Raw genomic sequence first — 21,934 nt, 5'->3', positions numbered from 1 at the left:
GCAAGCAGAACCCGACAACGAATGCCTCACACCTCCCCGTGGCACCGCGCCCGGCAACGCGGATCACGTCCATGACGGGTAGGTCGAGTGATTCGATCGAACTATCTGAGACACTTGCGACATGCGCGTCTCCGCGAAGTCCGACTACGCCCTGCGCGCCCTCATCGCGATGACTGGGCGCTCCGACGGCCGCGCCGTGAGCGCCGAGGAGCTCGGCCGGCTCCAGGACATCCCGCACGGCTTCCTCCAGGCGATCCTCGCCGACCTGCGCCGAGCCGGGATCGTGATGTCCCAGCGCGGCCAGTCCGGCGGATGGCGGATGGCCCGCGAGGCCGAGACCGTGTCGGTCGCCGACGTGATCCGCGCCGTCGACGGCCCGCTCGTCTCCGTCTACGGCCTGCGCCCCGAGGCCGTCGCCTACAACGAGTCCGCCGAGGTCCTCCAGCACGTCTGGATCGCCGCCCGCCGCGCCCTGCGCGAGGTCTTCGAGGACGTGACCATCCAGCAGCTGGCCGACGGCAAGCTCCCCGAGGCCGTCACCTCCCGCACCGCCGACGAAGACGCCTGGCAGCCTCACTGAGCTCCACGGTGCGAGCGCGCCGACCGTCTGGGACCCCCGCCTGACTTCGGGTGGACAGCTCAGACACGCACTGAGCGCACCGATCCACGGGACAACGGCCGTGCACCCCATCGGGGTGCGTTGGCGCAGGATGCGCCGGAGGCCTTGTTGCCAGGGAAGGTGACGTCGTGGCAGTTCGCCGTGTGGTCGTTGCGCTCGCACTCGGGGTCGCGGTCGTCGTACCGTCCGCGATGACGCAGTTCTCCGACGCTCCCGTCCAGGAGGAGCGCTGCCCCACCGGCGACACCCTGGGCTGGGTGCTGCCGGGGGCCTGCGAACACGTGGACGAGGCGCCGGCGGGGGTCGATCCCACCGAGCCGGTCACCACCGCCGAGCTCCGCTCGCGCGACGGCGGCAGTGCCGGGGCCTGGGCGGCCGCTGAGGACCTCGGCGTCCCCGCACCGGTCCAGGCAGCCGTCGCCAGCCCGGCCGTGGCCTGCGACGGCGACGGCACGTCGGGCTTCCGCACCCAGGCGATGTACGTCGTCGAGGCGGGCAGGACCAACCGGTTCGCCGCCCTGCAGTCGAGCTTCCAGCTGTGGGCCGCCGGCGTCGACGACGTCGTCAACCGGTCCGCTGCGCTCACCGGGGGCGTACGACGGGTCCGCTACGTCACCGACACGGCGGGCGGGAGCTGCGTGGCCAAGGTCCTCAACGTGACCGTGCCGGCGGGCTCGATGTCGTCCTTCAACGCCACCATCTCTGCCGTCCAGGCCCTCGGCCACACGGCAGCAAACCGCAAGTACCTCATGTGGACCGACGCGAGCGTGCTGTGCGGCATCGCGTCGATGTACCCCAACGACGGGCAGAGCCAGGGCAACCCGAACAACGGCAGCTACGCGCAGTACGCCCGGATCGACAGCGGGTGCTGGGGATTCGGCGACGGTGCCGCGCAGCACTCGGTCGAGGCGCACGAGCTGGTGCACACCTTCGGCGGGGTGATGAGCACGGCGCCGCACGGAACCCGCGCCGGTCACTGCTGGGACGAGTCGGACACCATGTGCTACGCCGACGGCGGCGGCTTCGCGATGCAGCAGATCTGCGTGCCACAGCGGGAGTACCTGCTCGACTGCAACAACGACGACTACTTCTCGACCTACCCCGACCCGGGCAGCTGGCTCGACGGCCACTGGAACGCGGCGGACTCGCGCTTCCTGATCGGTGGCGGCGACGGCTCCGGCGGGGGCAGCCTCGGCACACCGACCGTCCTCGGCGCCACGATCGCGGTCAACAATCCGGCCGTGCCGGGCCTGGCCACCCAGGCCTCCGTCGCACCGTCCCTGCCGTCGGGACGCACCGTCACCACCGTGGCGTGGAAGAGCGCCCGCAAGGACTGTTCCTTCTCCGCTCCCACGCAGCTGCAGACCGACGTCGTCTGCAATGCCGGCGCGGCGACTGCCACCACGGTCACCGTGACCCTGACCGACTCGACCGGGGCGACCCGCTCGGTGACCAGTCCGCTGACCTTCGCCACGGGCACGGCCCGAGCGGTGAGCATCAGCCTCGGCGCAGCCGGCCAGTCGCCGGCCGACGGAGGTACGGCGGCCGTCTGCACGGGCGCGTCCTTCCCGCTGACCGCGACGGTCGTGGACTCCGCCAGCGGCCAGCCCGTCAAGGGACTGACGACCTCCCTGACCAAGCAGACAGCGACGATGACCGCCCCGGCGAGCGCCGGCTCGGCCGTGACCGCGACGAGCGGCGTCGCGACCGTGTCACAGACGGCGACGACCAGCACGACGTACCGCGCCCGGACCGCCGCCGGCACGGTCTATGCCGCCGCAGGCCCTGTCGCCCTCGTGGCCGCACCGTCGAGGTGCACCACCTCGGTGGGCGCCGGGGTCAACCTCGACGAGCTCTACCACGCCGACCCGGTGACGGTGTCGGGCACCCTCTCCGCCACGATCGGCGCGACGACGGTCGTCCCGGCCGGCGTGAGCCTCGCGGTCCGCCTCACCACCCCGGCGGGCAAGGTGCTCACCCTGGGCTCGACGAAGACCACCGCCGACGGCAGCTACAGCGTGGTCGTGAAGCCGACCGCGAGCGGAACCGTCACCGTCGTGCTGGCCGCCGGCACGGCGTACACCGGAGCAACGGCGTCGGCCGGCGCGATCACGGTCGCCGTCCCCGCGACGCTGATCACTGGAGCCGTCGACAGGACCGCCGTGGCCCACGGACAGACCGTCGTGGTGAGCGGCACCCTTCGCCGGGACGCCGGCGGAAATGTCACGCCACTGGGCAGCAGGTCCGTGGCCCTCACGGTGACACCGGCAGGTGGCACAGCAGTGCGCGTGGGGTCCGCCACCACCAAGGCGGACGGGACGTTCAGCGCCTCCGTGGCACTGAAGGTGAGCGGCACCCTCGCCGTTGCGTACGCCGGGACGACTGGCCAACCGGCCGCCCGCACCGACGTCGGAGCCGTCACCGCGGCGACATGGAGCACGGCCGTGACGGCCTCGGCCTCCACCTCGAGCGTGGCCCCGGGCGGCTTCGTCACCCTCACCGGCTCCGCGACGCGGACCTGGAACGGGAGCACCGTTCCCGCGGCCGGCCTGCGGCTCAAGGTCACCTTCCGCGCGACCGGCAGCAGCACCACGGCCGTCGTCTCCTCGGCCACGACCACCACCAGCGGGACGTTCACCGCGCGGGTCTACCCGAAGGCGAGCGGCACCTGGACCGTCACGCTCAGCGACATCGCCGGGTACGCGCCCGCGTCGTCGGCGGCACTCCCGGTGTCCGTCAGCTGAGCCCCGGGACGGCCGCTGCTGTCAGGCAGCTGCGCCGAGCTTGCGCTTGAGCTTGCGGCGCTTGCGGTCGAGCTCCTCGAGGCGCACCTCGAGGGAGGCGTTGCGGCGAGCCAGGCGCTCCAGCTCACGCAGCGCGTCCGGCAGGGACTGGAAGACCGCGGCCGACTGGGGGACGTCGTCGAGGCGCAGCGACGACGTACCGAAGCCGACGAGCTTGCCGAACGCCTTCCATGCGTCCCGCGGCTCCATGCCGTCGGACTGCAGGACGTGCAGCCGCTCGGGCTTGCGGACGGCTGCGGACCAGCGGGCGATCGTGTCGGTCTCGTCATCGAGCCCGGTCGTGATCACCACGTTGACCTGATGGCCGACGAGGGCGTCGACCAGGAGCGCGATCTGCTCGGGGCTGGCGGAGGCGAGCAGGGGCTGGCTGAACACCAGGTCAGCCTTCGCCTTCTGCGCACGGCGGACCATGCGGGTCCACTGGCCCTCGACGTCGGAGCGCTTGATCCCCCAGTCCTTGTGGCTGCGCGTCATCTCCACGGCCGCACGGAAGCTCTCCGCCGAGGTCTGCGCGATGGAGGAGACACCGAGCTCGACCAGCGCCTGATGGTGATGGGCGAGCGCGGGCTCGATCACGTCGGCCACGCCCGCCATGCCGACGTGGATCCACACCTTGTGCTTCTTGGCCATGGCACGACGGTCGCAGCCTCGGGTGAGCGGAGCATGAACGCCCGGCGACGGGGCTTGTAACTACGTGTTCGTGTACCTACCCGGGTGCTGTGACCTGTGGACATCGACATGGACACGTAGTTACATGTTCGGGCTAGAACGTGTTCTAGATTTGGCCTACGCTGACCGCATGATCTCCTCCGACGCGATCGTGTGGAACGCCGCGAACGACCCGCACCCGGCCCGCGCCGCCTCCCAGCGCTCCTACTCCGCCGTCGCCAAGGGCGACCTCGCCGAGTGGCTCACGGTGTACGCCGAGGACGCGCTCCTCGAGGACCCGGTCGGCCCGTCGATGTTCGACCCGGAGGGCAAGGGCCACCGCGGCCACGCAGGGATCTCCGCGTTCTGGGAGAAGGCGATCGCACCCATCGGCACCTTCGAGTTCACCATCACCGACTCGTTCGCGAACCCCGGCAGCAACACCTGCGCCAACATCGGCCGGATCCGCACCGCCTTCGCGGACGGCTCGCACACCACCACCGACCTGATCATGGTCTACGTCGTCGATGACGAGGGCCGCGTGACGTCGATGAAGGCGTTCTGGGAGCCGGACCGGACCATGGCGAGCTTCACCTCGGCCTCCTGAGCCGCCCTACGCTGAGCCGTCCTACGCTGGGCCGATGACCGCCCTGCGCGAGGAGTACGTCGCCACCCCGCTCGGGCGGATCCGCCTGCAGGTCGGCGGCACCGGCCCGGTGATGGTGTTCTGGCCGAGCCTGCTGATGACCGGCGACCTCTGGTCCGGCCAGGCCCGACACTTCGCCCCGACCCACCGGGTGGTCCTCGTCGACCCGCCCGGCCACGGCGGCAGTGAGCGACTCGTCGCGCCCTTCACCTTCCGCGACTGCGCGGACACGATCGCCGCGATCCTCGACGCACTCGACGCGCCGGATGCCGACATCGTCGGGAACTCCTGGGGCGGCATGATCGGCGCGACCTTCGCTGCGTCGTACCCCGAACGGGTGCGGCACGCGATCCTGATGAACGCGACCGCGTCGCCGGCCGGTCGACGGCAACGCCTCGAGTTCGGCGCCCTGCTCGCCCTCGCGAAACTGCGCGGTGGCGTCCGTCCGCCCCTGACCTCGCGCGTGCTCGCGGCGTTCCTCGGTCCGACCACCTTCGCCAACCGCCCTGAGGTCGTGGCATCCGTGCGTCGCAGCGTCGAGTCCGTCGACATCTCCTCGGGCGCGCACGCTGTGCGCAGCGTCGTCCCCCGCCGCCCCGACCAGAGGGCCCTGCTCGCCCGGGTGAGCGCGCCGACACTCGTCGTCGCGGGCCGTGAGGACGCGACCTTCCCGGTGGCCGAGACGCGCGCGATGGCGGAGGCGATCCCGGGCGCGGAGCTCGTGGTCCTCGAAGGCGTCGCCCACCTCGCAGCGATGGAGGACCCGGCGCAGGTGAACGCGTTGATCGCCGACTTCATCAGCTGATCGCCGAAAAGGACTGGCGCCGGTTCGTAGGGTTGATCGACGTGGAACCCCTCACCGAAGCGCAGGTACGCGCGTCCTTCGTCAACTGCTCCAAGGGCGAGGCGAAAAGGCTCACCGTGCCCCGCGAGCTCGCGAACCACCCCTGGGACGATCTCGACTTCCTCGGCTGGCGTGACCCACAGTCGAAGGTCCGCGGCTACCTCGTCGCGATCCGCGACGGTGCGCCGTACGGCATCGTGCTGCGCGCCACCGACGGGTCTTCCGGAACGCCGCGCAAGAACCTCTGCACCCTCTGCCTCACCCCGCACGGTCCGGGCGGCGTGGCCCTGCTGGTCGCACCGCGCGCCGGCAAGGCCGGCCAGAACGGCGACTCCGTCGGCACCTACCTCTGCGCGGACCTGCAGTGCTCGTCGTACGTCCGGGGCAAGCGGGTCTCGGACGCAGGCCGGCTGCCCGAGTCCCTCAGTACCGAGCAGCGGATCGAGCGGCTGGCGACGAACCTCGCGACCTTCCTGGCGCGCGTGGGCTGAACCGGTCCGCGCGGCTGCCAGGATCAGGACGTCGCGTTGTTGATCCAGTTGACCAACGGGCGCAGCCGCCGCCAGTCCTCGCGGATCTCGCCGAGCAGGTCAGCGGTGTGCACGACCGGCTCGAAGCCGTAGGACCGCATGCCCAGCACCGTCTTCATCCGCAGGAGCTCGATCCGCGGGTGCTCCTTGTCGTAGCCGCGCGGCACGGTCTTGAGCCGCTCCCCCGCGATCTCGAACCCGCCCCGCTCCAGGTCGCGCAGGATCCGCTGCAGCGCCTTGCCCGTCTTCTCCTCGGCCATCGCCTCACGCATCGCTGCCAGGCGTTCGCCGCTGGCCTCGTAGACGCCAGCACCGACGCGCACGCCGGGCGCCGCCACCTCGACGTACCACCCCGTCGCCGGGCCGAGACCGACGAAGGCACCCTGGTGCGTCTTGTACGGCGTCTTGTCCTTGGCGAAGCGGACGTCGCGGTACGGGCGGAACACCTTCGCAGCGCCGAACTCCGGGGCGAGCGCATCGGTCAGCGCCACCATCGGCGCCTTCACGTGCTCGTCGTAGGTGGCCTTGTTGGCGTCCCAGAAGGACTTGGTGTTGTCCATCTCGAGGTCGTCATAGAAGTCGAGGGCGGCGACAGGAAACCCGGTGAACTCCACCAGAGGAGCCTACGGCGGGCGCATACTGCCGAGATGGACGGACCACCCGACGCCGACTTCTGGGCCGCGATGTTCGATGCCGTCGCGGACGACTACGACCAGTCGGGCGTCCCCTTCTTCGCCACCATCGCCGAAGGCCTGGTGGAGCGCCTGGCACCGACCCCCGGCGAGCACGTCCTCGACGTGGGCTCGGGGCGCGGCGCTGCCACGCTGCGTCTCGCCGAGCGGGTCGGACCGTCGGGCCGCGTGCGCGCGGTCGACGTGTCGAGCCGGATGGTCGCGCTGCTGCAGGAGGTCACCGCCGATCGCGGCCTGGCGCACGTCACCGTGTCGCGCGGCGATGCCGCGGCACCACCCGAAGGCCCCTACGACGTCGTCTGCGCCTCGCTGCTGCTGTTCTTCCTGCCCGACCCGGTCCAGGGCCTGGCCGCCTGGCGTGCGCAGCTGACGTCCGGTGGGCGGATCGGCATCTCTTCGTTCGCCCCGTGGCCGGCAGGGCTGGAGTCCGTCACCGACGTGCTCGACTCGTACCGGCCGACGGACGTCCCCAGCACGGCGCAGATGCCGCCCGCCTTCGCGACCGACGAAGCCGTCGAGGGCCTCTTCCGCTCGGCCGGGTTGTCCGGGGTGCGCACCGAGCGCGCGACGTACGACGTCCCGTTCACCGACGTGCACCAGTGGCGGGCGTGGTCGATGGGGACGGCACTTCGTGGACTGTGGATGCACGTGCCGCCCGCGAAGGTCGGCGAGGCACTCGAACGGGTCGACGCCGTCCTCACCGCCGCGGACCACCGCCTACCTGTCGACATCCGCTACACGCTCGCCGACACCTGAGGCACCGAAGCGAAGACCCGCTCGCGCCCCGACCACCACAGCCGTCTTGCCGCCAGACCAACCAGCCCCACACCCAAGCCAACCGCGGCGCGGCAGCGCACTCCAGATCGAGAGCGGATGACGAGATTCGAACTCGCGACATTCAGCTTGGGAAGCTGACGCTCTACCAACTGAGCTACATCCGCATGCCCGGTCTCCCGAGCGTGGAGGATGCTACCCGATGGGCGCGAGGGTCGGACGCTTCGGCTCCACCCCGTCCCCGGAGGAGCGGCCGGTGACGCGGCGGTGCACCCAGGGCGCGAGGTGGGCGCGGGCCCAGGCCAGGTCTGCGGCGCGTTGTTCGCGTGCCGAGAGCACTGGCGCAGCCACCGGATCGATGGGCTGGAGATCGTGGGCGACGCCGAGGGCGTCGAGGGCGGCGATCGCGATCGACTGGTGGCCGACGGCGTTGAGATGGAGTCGGTCCTCGTCCATGACCTCGGCGACCTTCCAGCCGCGCATCCGCCACATGTCGACGAGGGTCGCGCCGCGCTTCTCGGCAATCTCGCGAGCCCATTCGTTGAAGATCGCGGTCCGCCCGCGGATGACCTTCATGACGCCGCTGTCGCCGGTGTCGGCGATCGTGAACATCACCACGTGGGCGCCGCTGTCGGCCAGGCGGCCGATCGCCTCGTCGTACGACGCGGCGAGGGCGTCGAGATCGACCTTCGGGCGCAGCACGTCGTTGCCGCCGCCGTGGATGGACACGAGGTCGGGGGCGAGAGCCAGTGCCGCATCGACCTGCTGGTCGATGATGGCGGGCAGCTTGCGGCCCCGGATCGCGAGGTTGGCGTAGCCGAAGTCGTGGCCGGCGGCGCGTGCATCGACCGCGAGACCCTCCGCCGCCCGGTCAGCCCATCCCCGCAGGCCGCCCGGACGTGCGAGGTCGGGGTCACCGACCCCTTCGGTGAACGAGTCGCCCAGGGCGACGTACTTGCTGAAGGTCATTGCCTCATTGTGCGCCCGTGATCCGGGCCACGCAGTGCCGGGAGGCAGGACTGCGGCTAGGGTGCCGGACGTGCTGCTGAGCGACAGGGACATCACCGCCGAGATCGACGCCGGACGAATTGCCCTCGACCCCTATGACGGGTCGATGCTCCAGCCGTCGTCGGTGGACGTGCGACTCGACCGGTTCTTCCGGGTGTTCGACAACCACAAGTACCCGTCGATCGATCCGGCTGCGGACCAGTCCGACCTGACCCGCGTGGTGGAGCCGGAGGGCGACGAGCCCTTCATCCTGCACCCGGGCGAGTTCGTGCTCGGGTCGACGTACGAGGTCGTCAGCCTGCCCGACGACATCGCCGCTCGTGTCGAGGGCAAGTCGTCACTGGGTCGCCTCGGCCTGCTCACCCACGCCACGGCCGGCTTCGTGGACCCGGGGTTCTCGGGGCACGTCACGCTGGAGCTCGCCAATGTCGCGACGCTGCCGATCAAGCTGTACCCCGGCATGAAGATCGGCCAGTTCTGCTTCTTCCGCCTGTCCTCGCCGAGCGAGCACCCGTACGGCTCGGAGAAGTACGGCTCGCGCTACCAGGGCCAGCGGGGACCGACGCCGTCGCGCTCGTTCCAGAACTTCCACCGCACCGACATCTGACTAGTCAGGCTCTTCCTGCGCTTGTTCATTAGGTTAGCCTGACCTCATGACCGTCGAGCAGAACGAGTACATCGCGGCGCTTCCCATGATCCTCAGCGAGGTCGAGGTCGCGTCGGTGGCGCGGGTCTCCCCCTCCTTCGTGCGGATCGAGCTCAGCGGCCCGGTGCTGGCCGAGTTCGGCACGCCGGGTCCGGTGTTCGACCAGCGGATCAAGATCGTCTTCCCGAACGCCTCCGGCACCCTGCCGTCGTTCGCCGACGCGGACGAGTCCTGGTGGACCACCTGGATCGAGATCCCCGAGGACGAGCGCGGCTCGATGCGGACCTACACGGTGCGCGACGTCGTCGGCGAGGGGACCGACACCCGCCTGGTCGTCGACATCGTGGTCCACGAGTCCGACCCCCACCACACCGACGACACCGACCCGCTCGACGGCGCGGGCAACCGCTGGGCGCTCCAGGCCCAGGTCGGACAGCGCCTGATCGTCATGGCACCCCGCCGCGGCCACGAGTACGGCGGCATCGAGTGGGCACCCGGCCCGGCCAGTCGACTGCTCCTCGTCGGCGACGAGACCGCTGCGCCCGCGATCCGCGGCGTCCTGCGCGACCTCCCGGCGGACGCGACCGGCGCAGCCTTCCTCGAGGTGCCGCTCGACGCGGACGTGCTGGACGACGTCGCCGTACCTCCCGGCGTGGAACTGACCTGGCTGCCCCGCAACGGCGGCGCCCGCGGCGAGGACCTCCACGCCGCCGTCCTCGCGCACCTCACCGGCACCGTCCCGACGGAGAAGATCTCCGTGGCCGACGACGAGATCGACCCCGACCTGTGGGAGACGCCGGTCTACTCCTCCTCCGGCGAGGACCTCGCCGAGGCGACGGACGTGCCGACCGAGGGCGCACCGTACGCCGGCCTCTACGCCTGGATCGCCGGTGAGTCCAAGGTCGTGACCGGCCTGCGACGCAAGCTGGTCAACGACCTCGGCCTGGACCGCAAGCAGGTCGCGTTCATGGGGTACTGGCGCGAGGGCGTCTCGATGCGCTCGTAGCCGCGCCCTCCGCGCCCCACTCCAGCTCGGCTGGCCCGCTCAGAGGTGGTCGGTGGGACGTCGACCCGGACGCGCGGCCTTGACGCGCGCGACGAGGCGGCGACGGCTGGCGCGGCGGATGCGGTCATCGACGTCCTGGCGCACGCGTTGCTCACTCAGCATCTCGAACATGGCTCCTCCTCTCGCTCTCTGATGGCTCTCTGTCGGCCTCAGGCCGGGGCGAGCGCGATGTCACCCGAGACCGTGGTGACCCGCAGTTCGACGTGGTCGGCACCCGGCTCGGGCTGGCCGACGGATGGCAGGGTCGAGGAGACCCGGCCGGTCACGGTGGAGATGTCGGTCCACACCGCGATGCCGGCGGGGACGCCGACGATCACGTTGCCGGAGGCACCCTTGGCGCTGATCCGTCCGCGCCGTGCGCGCCGCACGGCCACCGAACCGGAGCCGGAGGTGCTGGCGACGTCGTCCTCGGACTCGAGGATCTCCAGGTCGCCGGAGCCCGTCTTCACCACGACCGGCCGGGCGGCGTACCCGATCCGGACGCTGCCGGAGCCGGTCGAGATCGACGCGGCACCCGATGAGGACTGCACCGAGACCGCCCCCGAGCCGCTGCGGATCCGCAGGTCGCCCGCGACCGCGCCGAGGGCCACGTCGCCGGAACCGGTGTCGATCACGGCACTGTCCCCGACCCGCTCGACACGCACGCCGGCGGAACCGCACTTGACCCGGACGGTTGCGACCTGACCGACGACGTCGACGTCGGCGCTGCCGGACTTGAGGACGAGGTGGCTGCCGTCGGGCACCTCGACCTCGATGTCGAGGGACTGGTTGCCCCCGAAGAAGCCGGTGCGCCACTTGGGCGCGATCACGCTGATCCGCTCACCGTCCTGGACGACCGTGACCTCCTCGGCGCGCGCGCCGGAGACCCGGACGGTGGTGGTGGCGCCTGCCGTGGCAGGAGCGGTGGCCGTGACGGCGATCCGGCCGGAGCCGTTCTCGACGTACAGGTGGACCGGAGCAGGCGTCGCGAAGGAGCGGCCCTGCGGATCGATGATGGTGGTGCGGCCCGTGCTGTCGGGGTCGGTCTCGTGGTTCATGTCGCGCTCCTCGCGGGGGTGGGTTCAGAGCCAGCCGGTCATGCGGCGGTTGCCGCGCTTGCCGCCGAACGGGAAGTCGCCGCCGAACGGGATGCTCGAGAGGTCGACGTCGATGTGGATGGCCTGGTCGCTCGTCGCGCTGCGGATCAGGTTGACCAGCCAGGTGTTGAGCGACTGACCGGCCTGCGCGGCCGCGTCGTCGGCGCGCGTCTTGAGCGACTCGGGCAGTCGCAGGCTGACCCGCGAGACACCCTCGTCCTCCTCGGCGGGCGGCGCCGGCGGCAGCGGTGGCGCAGGCGGGCTGGGCGGGTGCGGCGGCGCCGGCATGCCCACGTCGACGACGAAGGCCAGGTCGCGTCCGTCGAGCCGGACGTCCACGCCACCCGTCGCCATGGCCGCAGTGATCTCGGCAGCCGCTTGGCTGATCGCCTCCATGACAGCGAGCCGGACCGAGGGGTCCAGCGCGTAGCCGAGCCGGTCCGCGACCTGGCGGGCCTCGGGGCCGGCACTGTCCGCGGCGGCCAGGAGGTCGCGGCGGAGGCTGTCGACGTACGGCGTGATGTCCATGTGCATCACGATGACATCATCGTGATGTCAAATCAACCCCGCGTGGCGTCATTGCGACGCCAGAGCCACCAGCCGCGCCGCGTAGATCGTCCCGGTCTCGTCGATCCACAACTCCACGACCGCACCGTCCCCGCACCCGGTGACCCCCTCGACCTGGAGGCGTACGACATCGTCGGCAACGTCGAAGCGAGCCGGCAACGCCCGTTCGGCGGCGCTCGTCCACGCGCAGACGACCGCGCCCGCTGCCGCCACCATCGGCCGCTTCTCCTGGAGAACCGCGGCGACCGGGTCGATCCCGCAATCAGGGAAACCGAGGCCCGAACAGCCTGACCACCCGCTCCGGCTCGACGGGTTCTCGTTCCAGGGCGGGGCGAAGCCGGGCACGAAGTTGCGGACGCGGTCGGCGAAGTCCGGCGGCGTCGAACCGGTGCGAGCCCAATCCAGAAACCGCTCGGCCGACGCCCGCCGGGCGGGGGTGGGCGCGACCTGCGGCACGGGCACGTCGCCGGCGTCCTCGTGCAGGCTCATCGCGATGGCATCGATCAGCCCCCGTTCGTCGACCGACCACCAGAGCCCCACCCCCGGACAGGCCGTCACGCCGGCCCCGACCGTCATGACGTTCCCGCCCTGCACTCCGCCGCAGTCCACAGCCGACGAGCTCAGCACACGCGCGCCGACGACCTGACCGTCGAGGCGCCACGTGCGGGTCGCGAGCTCGCGCAGCAGCGCAGGAGCGGCATGGCACTCCTCGTCGCAGACCGTCCAGGCATCCGCCTCCGGGTCAGCCAGTGCGGACCCGTCCGTGCTGACCCTGGGTCCGCCGGCGATCGACAGCTCCACCCGGGCGGCCAGCGGCGGCGGCGCACCGAGGCCGCGGGCGAACCGGAGGAGCTCCCACGACTGCGTGCGGTGGCCGACGGCGCACAACCCAGCAGGCGGTGCGGTGGTCACCAGGATCGTGGCCGGCTGGTCGGACGGCAGGGGCGCGCCGGGCGCCGGGTCGGTCATCGCGACCAGCCCGGGCGGCGCGCAGGACGGCTCCGCCTCGATGGCGACGTGCTCGATGCGGCGGGCGTCGAGGTCGGCCTTCGCAGCCGCCCGATCGAGGCCGAGGTACGACGGCATCTGGTCCTGTGCGAACACGTGCTCCTGCTCGACCGGATCGCCGGCGGGCCGCGGCGCAGGCGCGGGCGTCTGCCCTGCCTGGCGGGAGAGCGCCCAGGCCGAACCGGCGACGATCAGCACCAGCACCGCTGCCACCACGGCGAGCCAGCGCGCAGCGGTCGGGCCGTCCGGCTCGGGCAGTCCGGTGAGTCGGAGCGGAGCGTCGTCGGCGACCTCGATCGTCGCCCCCGCGAGGCCCAACAGCCGGCGCGCCTCGGTCTCCACGATGCCCTCGATGTCCTCGCTCATGACGTCTCCTCCGCGGCGACCAGGGGCGCCAGTGCCTGCAAGGCGCGAGACGTCCGCGACTTCACCGTCCCGGGCGCCACGCCCAGGACCCGCGCGGTCTCCCGCTCACCCAGGTCGGCGAAGTAGCGCAGCACGAGCACCTCCCGGTGGTCCGGGCTCATCGTGGCGAGCGCACGGCGCACGGCCACGCCCTCGACCCAGGCCGCTTCGACTCCGGCCACCTCGACTCCGACCCCCTCGGGCAGGTCGTCGGTCGGCAGCTCGCCGTTCCAGCGACGCTTGCGGGCGTCGTACAGCGTCGTCACGAGGACCCGGTGCACGTAGGCGTCGGGCTCGTCGGCCGCGCTCACCCGGCGCCAGGACCGGTAGCACTTCAGCAGCGCGCTCTGGACGATGTCCTCGGCGTCGGCCGCAGGACAGCCCAGCAGGACGACGGTCCGCACCAGACGCGGACGCCGCTGGGCGACGTACGTGCTGAAGTCCATCGGGCTCCTCGGTTCGGTCTCACCCAGTGTGACCGGCGAGGGGCGCCGAAAGGTTCCGATCACGCCAGGCCGAGGACCTCCGTCGAGCGCTCCCGCATCTCGATCTTGCGGATCTTGCCCGTCACCGTCATCGGGAACTCCTCCACGATCATCACGTAGCGGGGGATCTTGTAGTGCGCGAGCCGGCCGTCGGCGAACTCCTTGACCCTCACCGCGTCGAGCGGTGCCGCGCCTGCGCGCATCCGGATCCAGGCGCACAGCTCCTCGCCGTACTTCGGGTCCGGCACGCCGACGACCTGGACGTCCTCGACGTCGGGGTGGGCGTAGAGGAACTCCTCGATCTCGCGGGGGTAGATGTTCTCCCCGCCCCGGATGACCATGTCCTTGATGCGGCCCACGACGAGGCAGTAGCCGTCGTCCCGCATCACCGCGAGGTCGCCGGTGTGCATCCAGCCGTCGCCGTCGACGGCCTCGGCCGTCTTCTCGGGGTCCGACCAGTAGCCGAGCATCACCGAGTAGCCACGCGTGCAGAACTCCCCCGTCACACCGCGCGGCAGGGTCTCGCCCGTCAGCGGGTCAACGATCTTGATCTCGACGTGCGGCGCGGCCCGACCGATGGTCGCAGTGCGGCGGTCGAGGTCGTCGTCGGCCCGCGTCTGGCAGCTCACCGGACTGGTCTCGGTCATGCCGTAGGCGATCGACACCTCGCCCATGTGCATGTCGTCCACGCACCTCTTCATCACCTCGACCGGGCAGATCGACCCGGCCATGATCCCGGTGCGCAGGGTGGAGAGGTCGTACGACGCGAAGTCGGCCGCGCTCTGCATCGCGATGAACATGGTCGGCACGCCGTACACCGCCGTGCAGCGCTCCTCCTGGACCGCGCGGAGCGTGATCGACGGATCGAAGCCGGGCGCGGGGATGACCATCGTGGCGCCGTGGGTGACGCACCCGAGGTTGGCCATCACCATCCCGAAGCAGTGGTAGAAGGGCACCGGGATGCAGAGCCGGTCGGTCTCGGAGAAGCCGATCAGCTCGGTCACGAAGAAGCCGTTGTTCAAGATGTTGCGGTGGCTCAGCGTCGCGCCCTTGGGGAAGCCGGTGGTGCCACTCGTGTACTGGATGTTGATCGGGTCCTCGGGCTCCAACGTCGCCTGTCGCTCGCCGAGGGCGTCCTCCGCAAGACCTGCACCCGCCTCGATCAGTGCCGCCCAGTCGGAGCTGTCGACGTAGACAGTGCGTTCGAGACCGGGCACCTCTCCGGCAGCGACGACCTCCTCGACCATCGCGCGGTAGTCGCTGGTCCTGAACCGGGTGGCGGCGAGCAGGAGGCGCAGACCCGACTGGTTCACGGCGTAGGCCAGCTCGTGGGTGCGGTACGACGGATTGACGTTGACCAGGACAGCGCCGGCCTTGGCTGCGGCAAACTGCACGATCGTCCACTCGGCACAGTTCGGCGCCCACATGCCGACCCGGTCCCCCGCAGCGATGCCGGCGGCGATCAGGCCGCGGGCGACGTCATCGACCGCGCGGTCGAACTCGCGCCAGGTCCATCGCCGCCCACTGGCGACCTCGACCAACGCCTCGCGCTCGGGCCAGCGCGCGACCGTGCGTTCCAGGTTGGCACCGATGGTCTCGTCCAGCAGTGGCGTGGTGGTCTCGCCCGCGGCGTAGGACAGCTCCGTCATGGGTCCATCGTGCCTCGCGGGTGAGCGGGGTCACAGCCCCCTTAAGGAGGGGGCGGGAAGCGCAGGAAGCCCCCTCCGCCGTGACGGAAGGGGCTCCTGCGGTGACGCGACTCAGAGGTCGAAGAGGGACTCCGCGGCGTTGATGTCCACGTCGGTGCTCGGCTGGTGGGCCTCGCCCGAGTACGACGCGGGAGCGGCCGCCTTCGCGGGCGCCTCCGGCTCGGGCTCGGCAGCAGGCTCAGGCTCGGGCTCGGCGGCTGCATCCGGCTCCGCAGCAGGCTCCGGCTCCGCAGCAGGCTCCGCAGCCTCGGGCTCCGGCGTGGCAGCCTCAGGCTCCGCGGCAGCAGGCGCAGCAGCGGGGCGCTCGACCGCGGCCGACTCCGGGGCGGCGAGGTCGAACAGCGAGCCCATCGCATTGATGTCGACGTCCGTGTGCGGCGCGCTTGCGGCACCCGACGCGGCGGAAGCGGCGGGCTCGGCCGACTCCGTCGCCTCGGCAGGCTCCGCCGGCTCGGCCGACTCGCTCTCGGCCACGGGCTCGGGAGCAGGCTCCTGCGCCGGCGCCGAGGCGTCGGCGAGCTTGGCGGCCTCATCGGCCACCCTGGCAGCCTCCTCGGCGACCTTGGCAGCGTCGTCGGCCACCTTCTTCGCCTCGGCGGCGACCGCGCTGGCGTCATCGTTCGACGCGGCGGGCCCGGGCTCCGGTGCAGCCTCGGGGGCAGCCTTCGGAGCGGGGGCAGGTGCCTCTGGCGCAGCCAGGTCGAAGAGGGATCCGCCCGCGTTCAGGTCCACCGCAGGCCGCCTTCGGGGCCTCCGCCTTCGGGGCCTCCGCCTTCGGGGCCTCCGCCTTCGGGGCCTCCGCCTTCGGGGCCTCCGCCTTCGGGGCCTCCGCCTTCGGGGCCTCCGCGGGTGCCTCGAGGTCGAACAGCGACCCACCGCCGCTCAGGTCCGCCGTCGGCGCGGGCGCAGCGGGCTCGGCCTTCGCCGCCGGCTCTTCCGCAGGCTTCTCCGCTGCAGGCTCCTCGGCTGCCTTCGCGGCAGGCTTCGGCGCCTCGGGGGCCGGGGTGTCGAACAGCGAGCCGCCGCCATCGAACAGCGAGCCACCCGACGTGTCCGGCTTCTCCGCAGCCTTCTCAGCCGGCTTCTCCGCCGACTTCTCGGCAGGCGCCGGGGAGTCGAAGAGCGAGCTGGAGTCGTCGAAGAGCGAGCCACCCTCGGCCGGCGCCGCCTTGGACTCCGCCGCCCCGGACTCCGCCGGCTCGGCCTTCTCCGCAGGAGCAGCCTTCGCCTCGGTCGGGCTGTCGAACATGGAGCCGGGGTCGTCGAACATCGAGGAGCCGCCCGAGGCCTTGGCGGCCGGACCGGCGTCCTCGGTCGCGACGACGGTGTCCTCGGTGATCGTGACGTCGCCCTGCTCGGGCTCGGCCTTCGTCTCGACGGACTGCTTCGCAGCGTCCTTCGCGGCGGGCGCGGCCTTCTTCGCCTGCGCGGGCGCTCCGGCACCGGGGGCCAGCTTGGTGGCCTGCACGCCCTTGACCGAGGCGAGCAGCATCTGCGCGACGTCGAGGACCTCGACCTCCTCGCGGGCGTCGCCGTCGGCCTGCATCTTGGTGAGGCCGTCGGAGAGCATCACCCGGCAGAACGGGCAGCCGACCGCGATCTGGTCGGCCTCGGTGCCGACCGCTTCCGCGGTGCGGTTGAGGTTGATCCGCTCACCGATGTTCTCCTCCATCCACATGCGTGCGCCACCGGCGCCGCAGCAGAAGGACTTCTCCTTGTTGCGCTCCATCTCGGCGAACTCGGCGCCGGGAAGGATCTCCAGGAGGTCGCGCGGCGGCGTGTAGACCTGGTTGTGACGACCGAGGAAGCACGGGTCGTGGTAGGTCACCTTGCGCGCGTGGGCGCCGGCACCCTGGTCGACCGGGGTCAGCTTTCCCTCCCGCACGAGGCGGTTCAGGAGCTGCGTGTGGTGGATGACCTCGAGCTCGATACCGAGGTCGCGGTACTCGTTGCGCAGGGTGTTCATGCAGTGCGGGCAGGTGGAGACGACCTTCTTGGCCTTCGCCTCGGTCAGGGTCTCGATGTTCTGCTGGGCCAGGCCCTGGAAGACGAACTCGTTGCCCGCCCGGCGAGCGGAGTCACCGGTGCAGGTCTCGCCGTTGCCGAGCACACCGAAGGAGACGCCGGCCAGGTCGAGCAGCTCGGCGACCGCGCGGGTGGTCTTCTTCGCACGGTCCTCGTAGGCACCGGCGCAGCCGACCCAGAACAGCCAGTCGACGGACTCGAGGTCCTCGATCTGGTCACCGACGACCTTGACCTCGAAGGGCAGGTCCTTGGCCCAGTCGAGCCGCGCCGTGGCGGACATGTTCCACGGGTTGCCCTTGTTCTCCAGGCCCTTGAACAGGCCGTTGAGCTCGGAGGGGAAGTTCGACTCGACCAGCACCTGGTAGCGGCGCATGTCGACGAAGTGGTCGACGTGCTCGATGTCGACGGGGCACTGCTGGACGCACGCACCGCAGTTCGTGCAACCCCACAGGGCGTCCTCGTCGATGACGAAGTCGGCGCCCTCCGGGTTGTAGAAGTAGTCGAGCACCCCGTCGGACTGGTCGTGCTCGGTCTTGCCGACCAGGGCGCGCGGCTCGGCGCCACCGGCGACGGCGAAAGCCTCTTCGCGCAGCGCCATCATCATCAGCTTGGGCGAGAGCGGCTTCTCGGTGTTCCAGGCGGGGCACTGGGACTGGCAGCGACCGCACTCGGTGCAGGTGGTGAAGTCGAGCAGGTCCTTCCAGGAGAAGTCCCAGATGGAGCCGGCGCCGAGGACGGCGTCCTCGTCGAGGTCGTCGATGTCGTCGAGGGTGATCGGCTTGCCACCGGAGGTCAGCGGCTTGACGGCGCCGAGCGCAGTGCCGCCGTCCTCCTCGCGCTTGAACCAGATGTTGAACCAGGCAGTGAAGCGGTGCCAGGCAACGCCCATGGTGAGGTTGCTGGAGATCACCATCAGCCAGATCATCGCCGAGGTGATCTTGATCATCGCGATGAAGAAGATGATGTTCTCGAGGGTCCCGATCGAGTCCTCGCCCGTCGGGAAGAGGCGGGCGAAGAACTGCGAGACGGGGAAGTGGAAGGCGTCGGCGTGCTCGGCGGCCTCGCCGCCGTGGGCCTTGGCGAGGTTGTACTCCGCACCGCGGATGAAGAGGATCGCGGAGCTCTCCAGGAGGACCATGCCCTCGACGAAGTACGCCTGCCACATGGTCGATCCGAAGAACCGGCTCTGGCGACCGTTGGCGGAGGGACGGTTCCGGACCCGGTAGATGATCAGCGGGATGATCGCGATCGTGCCGAGCAGGCCGAGCAGCTCGGCGACCCACTCGTAGATCCACCACTTCCCGAGGACCGGGATCGTCCACTCGGGGTCGAAGAGCTGCGGGAACGCGGCCGCGACGGCGGTGGAGAGTGCGATGAACGCAGCGAAGGCGAACCAGTGCAGGATGCCGACCCAGGTCCACTGGAGCATGCGCGTGTGGAGGAACGTCTCCTTGAGCATCGTCACCGTGCGACCCACCGGGTTGCCGGTGCGGCCGGGCGCCGGCTGCCCCTTCCGGAAGACGCCGAGCATCGCGACGACAGCGCGAGCGGTGAGGGCGATGGCGATGACCGAGATGGTCAGCGAAACCACGATCGCAACGATCTGCATTGGCGACATCTCCACTCGTCTGCAGGTTCAGGGTGCGCACACACGAATGCGCGGGCCGAGCCTAGGGCCAAGGTCCGGGTCAGCGAACCAAAGGCAAGCCTTACCGATTCCTGGACCAGAGGTCCGACTCCGTGAGCCTACCGGCAGGTAACTTCGATTGGGGGGTGATCAATCCCTCAGCCGATGCCCGTCTCAGGAGATGCGCAGTGCCGTGACCTTGCCCGCCGCGTTGAACGTGACCCGCACCGGAACCCTGGTCCGGGTCGAGGTCTTCGCACAGAACGTGTACGACGTCCCGAGCCGCTCGTAGGGCTGGCCCACCGCCCGCAGCACGGCCTGGGTGCTCATGCCGGTCCGGATGAGCCCGGTCACCGTCGAGGTGGCCTTGCGCAGCTTGGGGTTGCGGCACGAGTCGGCCTTGACGCCGTACGAGCGCTCCCACATCTGCAGGTAGGCCTCGGCGCCACGCGCCATGTCCTCGACGATCCGGACACCGTCGCCCTTGCGCTGGGCCTCGGCGACCTTGCGCAGGTCCTCGACCCAGTCGGGGTAGAGGCCGTACTGCGCGACGCCGTCGACGTTGATGTCCCAGGTGCGCTGCCCGGCCTTCTGCCTGTCGATGCGGACGCCGCCGAGGCCCGTGAAGGGGTACCTGACCGGGTTCGCGACGTCGGCTCCGCGCGGGTTGCCCTGGGCGCCGAGGCCGTTGATGTCGGCGCCGAAACCGAAGCCGAAGTAGTAGCGCGGGTCGGCCCAGCCCAGGTGGCGACGCCACTTCTGGACGAAACCGGTCGAGTCGCCGGCGTACGGCGTGATGAAGCCACCCGCCTGGTAGATCCGCGGATAGGTGTCGGGCGTGGACCAGGAGTGGCTCGAGATGACGCCGGGGTAGCGCAGGTCCTCGATGACGTCCATCGACGCAGCCCGGGCCTTCACCGACAGGTGGTCGGGGTCGAAGACCATGTTGCGCTCGGCGAGGGCTTCGATCGTGTGCACGCCGAGCTCGGTGAGTCCGCGGCGGTTGCAGTGGGCGGGCGGGCCGTAGAGGGGGACCGCCGGCAGCAGGCCGAGCACCTTGCCGATCGCGCCGAAGAGCGCGTCCTGCTGGCCCGCACCGAGATCGGGCAGCACCGCGAGCTGCGGGTTGTCGGCGGACTCGCCGTCGGCCGGCTCGCAGTGCTCCATCGCCCAGAAGGAGCCCGTCTCCAGGAAGTTCGCAGCGTTGACCAGCGGGCCGATCGCACCCGAGTCACCGGCGACACCGGCCAGCGCGTTGTCGAACTTGTTGACCAGCTCCATCTGACGCACGCCGAGCGCGTGCATCTCGTCGAGGTTGGCGTCGATCTCCGCCTTGGTGCAGGCGGGATAGTCCTTGCCGAGCAGCTTCTTGTACGTGCAGCCGAACGGGATCGAGGTCTCGATCCCCATCACCACGGCCATCTTGCCGCTGTTGATCACGCGTCGCGCCTCGAACGGATCCTCCACGATCCGGTAGAAACCCTTGCCCGGGCCACCGAACTGCGCGTCGATGTAGTCCTGCATCACCCGCATGTCCTTGGCCTGCAGCCGGATCGAGTCCATGTCGTCGCAGGAGTTCCGCTTGAGCGGATAGATCTGGCAGAGCTTGTTGTTCTCGACCAACAGGTTCACGAACAGGCGCTGGCCACCACGCCATGCGCGCTCCAGCCACCGGTAGTAGGTGCCCTCGTGGGTCAGCGACTCGGGAGCCGGCCAGTCCTTGAAGGTCGGCCAGCCGACCGGGTCGTGCGAAGCCTCGCCCGACAGGGCTGCCTCGAGCAGCGCTCCCTTGCCCTGGGTGAACGTGTGGTCGGGGCAGTCGACGAGCGCGTACGGCGCGCCGTACGCGTGCCACGGCCGGCCGCAGTGGACGCTGCCACCGAGGAACTCGAAGGCCATGCCGTGGGTGTGGGCGTCGACGAAGCCACGCACCTCCTGGTAGGTCGTCTCGCCGGCGAACGGGTCGCCGGTGACGTTGACCTGGGCCTCGGGGTACGACGGGCAGCCGGTCGCGACGCGCAGGGCGAAGGTCGTCCCGGCTCCCTTGACGAGCTTGCCGCCGACGACGGTCAACGCCTTGCCGGACCCGACGTCGAACCGGAAGCCGCCCGTGGCGACCCGCGCCGTCCAGTCCGCAGCAGCACTCGCCCTGGCGACGGCCTTGACCGTGCCGTTGCCCTGGAGGGCGAGCTGACCCTCGGGCGTGTGCAGGAGGTAGCCGCCCAGCCGGGTCGCCTTGAAGTAGTAGGGACCGAAGGCCCCGGTCGGCGCCTTCAGCGTGTAGCAACCGCCCGCCATCGCGTAGCGGTGGGCGGGGACGGACGTACGGACTGGATAGGGGCGCGCGGTGCGCAGGGGCGGGTCGGCCAGCGCCCGCTGCGAGTTCACGTAGCTCTCGGAGGCAGTGCGCTGCACCGCCGAGGTGGGGTCGACGACGTCGTCACCGACGGCGAGTCCGCGGGAGACGTCGTTCTTGGTGGCGGGGTCGTTGTGGTCGTGCGGCGGGAGCAGTGAGTCGTCGTGCGGGAGACCGCGGTCGGCCTTCTGCTGTTCCGCGGCCGCAGCCAGGCTCGGCGTACCAGCGCCGGCGCCACCACCCGGAAGGAGCGCGGCCACGCCGAGGATCGACAGGGCCGTGACGACGGCCAGCCCGATCCGTCGCGAGGTCCCGGTGTCCTGCAGTCTCTCCACGCCAACCTCCAGAGCAAGTGATCCCGGTCACTCAACGAGCGAGTCGGGCGAGGGTAACACCGGA

General features: G+C 70.8%; 20 protein-coding genes and 1 tRNA gene. 8 read left to right on the top strand and 13 right to left on the bottom strand.

All coding sequences use genetic code 11. From position 1 onward, the window contains the following. Positions 1 to 121: 121 nt before the first annotated feature. Positions 122 to 580: an RrF2 family transcriptional regulator gene (locus tag ASE01_RS05910; RefSeq protein ID WP_056749238.1), complete on the top strand. Its 459-nt coding sequence runs from the start codon at positions 122 to 124 to the stop codon at positions 578 to 580. A gap of 167 nt (positions 581 to 747) precedes the next feature. Next, positions 748 to 3,363, top strand: a complete 2,616-nt coding sequence (locus ASE01_RS05905) for a hypothetical protein (RefSeq protein ID WP_157537118.1) — start codon at positions 748 to 750, stop codon at positions 3,361 to 3,363. Between the two features lie 21 nt (positions 3,364 to 3,384). Here ASE01_RS05905 and ASE01_RS05900 read toward each other — a convergent pair whose 3' ends face one another. Then, entirely contained in the window at positions 3,385 to 4,053 is a 669-nt protein-coding gene (locus ASE01_RS05900; protein ID WP_056749236.1) for a hypothetical protein, read from the bottom strand. Between the two features lie 169 nt (positions 4,054 to 4,222). Here ASE01_RS05900 and ASE01_RS05895 point away from each other — a divergent pair, with 169 nt between their 5' ends. From ASE01_RS05895 to ASE01_RS05885, 3 genes are read left to right on the top strand one after another with little or no spacing between them, the layout of a single operon-like run. Then, positions 4,223 to 4,678, top strand: a complete 456-nt coding sequence (locus ASE01_RS05895; RefSeq protein WP_056749235.1) for a nuclear transport factor 2 family protein — start codon at positions 4,223 to 4,225, stop codon at positions 4,676 to 4,678. 34 nt (positions 4,679 to 4,712) lie between these two features. Further along, positions 4,713 to 5,522 carry an alpha/beta fold hydrolase gene (locus tag ASE01_RS05890; protein WP_056749234.1) on the top strand — a complete coding sequence of 270 codons (810 nt, stop codon included), beginning with the start codon at positions 4,713 to 4,715 and terminating at the stop codon, positions 5,520 to 5,522. A gap of 41 nt (positions 5,523 to 5,563) precedes the next feature. Beyond that, complete coding sequence (locus tag ASE01_RS05885) at positions 5,564 to 6,052, top strand: FBP domain-containing protein (protein ID WP_056749364.1); 489 nt, start codon at positions 5,564 to 5,566, stop codon at positions 6,050 to 6,052. Positions 6,053 to 6,075: 23 nt separating this feature from the next. Here ASE01_RS05885 and ASE01_RS05880 read toward each other — a convergent pair whose 3' ends face one another. Further along, positions 6,076 to 6,705, bottom strand: coding sequence for a DUF2461 domain-containing protein (locus ASE01_RS05880; RefSeq protein ID WP_056749233.1), 630 nt, complete (start codon positions 6,703 to 6,705; stop codon positions 6,076 to 6,078). 33 nt (positions 6,706 to 6,738) lie between these two features. Between ASE01_RS05880 and ASE01_RS05875 the strand changes: the two genes are divergently transcribed. After that, complete coding sequence (locus ASE01_RS05875) at positions 6,739 to 7,539, top strand: class I SAM-dependent methyltransferase (protein WP_056749232.1); 801 nt, start codon at positions 6,739 to 6,741, stop codon at positions 7,537 to 7,539. 112 nt (positions 7,540 to 7,651) lie between these two features. Here the strand turns inward: ASE01_RS05875 and ASE01_RS05870 are convergent. Continuing rightward, positions 7,652 to 7,724 (bottom strand) — tRNA-Gly (locus ASE01_RS05870). Positions 7,725 to 7,752: 28 nt separating this feature from the next. Further along, entirely contained in the window at positions 7,753 to 8,526 is a 774-nt protein-coding gene (locus ASE01_RS05865; protein ID WP_056749231.1) for an SGNH/GDSL hydrolase family protein, read from the bottom strand. Between the two features lie 70 nt (positions 8,527 to 8,596). On the opposite strand from ASE01_RS05865, the gene dcd reads away from it, so the two are divergent. Together dcd and ASE01_RS05855 are read left to right on the top strand one after the other, a co-directional pair. After that, complete coding sequence (dcd, locus tag ASE01_RS05860) at positions 8,597 to 9,172, top strand: dCTP deaminase (protein ID WP_056749363.1); 576 nt, start codon at positions 8,597 to 8,599, stop codon at positions 9,170 to 9,172. Positions 9,173 to 9,218: 46 nt separating this feature from the next. Next, the gene (locus tag ASE01_RS05855; protein ID WP_235535878.1) at positions 9,219 to 10,217 is read left to right on the top strand and encodes a siderophore-interacting protein; all 999 of its coding nucleotides are present in this window, start codon (positions 9,219 to 9,221) and stop codon (positions 10,215 to 10,217) included. A 39-nt stretch (positions 10,218 to 10,256) separates the two neighbouring features. On the opposite strand, the gene ASE01_RS25405 is transcribed toward ASE01_RS05855, so the two are convergent. From ASE01_RS25405 to ASE01_RS05815, 9 genes are all read right to left on the bottom strand, one after another. Further along, the gene (locus ASE01_RS25405; protein ID WP_268788659.1) at positions 10,257 to 10,388 is read right to left on the bottom strand and encodes a hypothetical protein; all 132 of its coding nucleotides are present in this window, start codon (positions 10,386 to 10,388) and stop codon (positions 10,257 to 10,259) included. Positions 10,389 to 10,426: 38 nt separating this feature from the next. Then, on the bottom strand, positions 10,427 to 11,314 hold the full coding sequence (locus tag ASE01_RS05850; protein ID WP_056749230.1) for a DUF4097 family beta strand repeat-containing protein: 888 nt from the start codon (positions 11,312 to 11,314) through the stop codon (positions 10,427 to 10,429). A gap of 24 nt (positions 11,315 to 11,338) precedes the next feature. Next, positions 11,339 to 11,887 carry a pilus assembly protein HicB gene (locus ASE01_RS05845; protein WP_235535892.1) on the bottom strand — a complete coding sequence of 183 codons (549 nt, stop codon included), beginning with the start codon at positions 11,885 to 11,887 and terminating at the stop codon, positions 11,339 to 11,341. Between the two features lie 42 nt (positions 11,888 to 11,929). Further along, positions 11,930 to 13,294 carry a PASTA domain-containing protein gene (locus ASE01_RS05840; protein WP_056749229.1) on the bottom strand — a complete coding sequence of 455 codons (1,365 nt, stop codon included), beginning with the start codon at positions 13,292 to 13,294 and terminating at the stop codon, positions 11,930 to 11,932. Continuing rightward, positions 13,291 to 13,779, bottom strand: coding sequence for a SigE family RNA polymerase sigma factor (locus ASE01_RS05835; RefSeq protein ID WP_056749228.1), 489 nt, complete (start codon positions 13,777 to 13,779; stop codon positions 13,291 to 13,293). The genes ASE01_RS05840 and ASE01_RS05835 overlap by 4 nt, the downstream gene beginning before the upstream one ends. 59 nt (positions 13,780 to 13,838) lie before the next feature. Continuing rightward, positions 13,839 to 15,467 (bottom strand): AMP-binding protein, encoded by a 1,629-nt coding sequence (locus ASE01_RS05830; protein ID WP_056749227.1) that lies wholly within the window; start codon positions 15,465 to 15,467, stop codon positions 13,839 to 13,841. A gap of 111 nt (positions 15,468 to 15,578) precedes the next feature. Next, complete coding sequence (locus ASE01_RS24315) at positions 15,579 to 16,109, bottom strand: hypothetical protein (protein ID WP_157537117.1); 531 nt, start codon at positions 16,107 to 16,109, stop codon at positions 15,579 to 15,581. Positions 16,110 to 16,140: 31 nt separating this feature from the next. After that, positions 16,141 to 19,143: a (Fe-S)-binding protein gene (locus ASE01_RS23885; protein WP_321164117.1), complete on the bottom strand. Its 3,003-nt coding sequence runs from the start codon at positions 19,141 to 19,143 to the stop codon at positions 16,141 to 16,143. Between the two features lie 210 nt (positions 19,144 to 19,353). Beyond that, on the bottom strand, positions 19,354 to 21,870 hold the full coding sequence (locus tag ASE01_RS05815) for a hypothetical protein (RefSeq protein WP_056749225.1): 2,517 nt from the start codon (positions 21,868 to 21,870) through the stop codon (positions 19,354 to 19,356). Positions 21,871 to 21,934: the final 64 nt, after the last annotated feature.

Source organism: Nocardioides sp. Root190, from assembly GCF_001428565.1.
Taxonomy (GTDB): domain Bacteria; phylum Actinomycetota; class Actinomycetes; order Propionibacteriales; family Nocardioidaceae; genus Nocardioides.
The sequence above is the reverse complement of the archived record's forward strand: the minus strand, read 5'-3'. Positions and strand labels throughout refer to the sequence as shown.

Bases quoted from the DNA above. Each gene is read 5' to 3' on its own strand.
- ASE01_RS05895 (WP_056749235.1), top strand. From the start codon at position 4,223: ATGATCTCCTCCGACGCGATCGTGTGGAACGCCGCGAACGACCCGCAC.
- ASE01_RS25405 (WP_268788659.1), bottom strand. From the start codon at position 10,388: ATGTTCGAGATGCTGAGTGAGCAACGCGTGCGCCAGGACGTCGATGAC.
- ASE01_RS05900 (WP_056749236.1), bottom strand. From the start codon at position 4,053: ATGGCCAAGAAGCACAAGGTGTGGATCCACGTCGGCATGGCGGGCGTG.
- ASE01_RS05855 (WP_235535878.1), top strand. From the start codon at position 9,219: ATGACCGTCGAGCAGAACGAGTACATCGCGGCGCTTCCCATGATCCTC.
- ASE01_RS05835 (WP_056749228.1), bottom strand. From the start codon at position 13,779: ATGGACTTCAGCACGTACGTCGCCCAGCGGCGTCCGCGTCTGGTGCGG.
- ASE01_RS05890 (WP_056749234.1), top strand. From the start codon at position 4,713: ATGACCGCCCTGCGCGAGGAGTACGTCGCCACCCCGCTCGGGCGGATC.
- ASE01_RS05830 (WP_056749227.1), bottom strand. From the start codon at position 15,467: ATGACGGAGCTGTCCTACGCCGCGGGCGAGACCACCACGCCACTGCTG.
- ASE01_RS05875 (WP_056749232.1), top strand. From the start codon at position 6,739: ATGGACGGACCACCCGACGCCGACTTCTGGGCCGCGATGTTCGATGCC.
- ASE01_RS05840 (WP_056749229.1), bottom strand. From the start codon at position 13,294: ATGAGCGAGGACATCGAGGGCATCGTGGAGACCGAGGCGCGCCGGCTG.
- ASE01_RS05910 (WP_056749238.1), top strand. From the start codon at position 122: ATGCGCGTCTCCGCGAAGTCCGACTACGCCCTGCGCGCCCTCATCGCG.
- ASE01_RS05845 (WP_235535892.1), bottom strand. From the start codon at position 11,887: ATGCACATGGACATCACGCCGTACGTCGACAGCCTCCGCCGCGACCTC.
- ASE01_RS05865 (WP_056749231.1), bottom strand. From the start codon at position 8,526: ATGACCTTCAGCAAGTACGTCGCCCTGGGCGACTCGTTCACCGAAGGG.
- ASE01_RS05850 (WP_056749230.1), bottom strand. From the start codon at position 11,314: ATGAACCACGAGACCGACCCCGACAGCACGGGCCGCACCACCATCATC.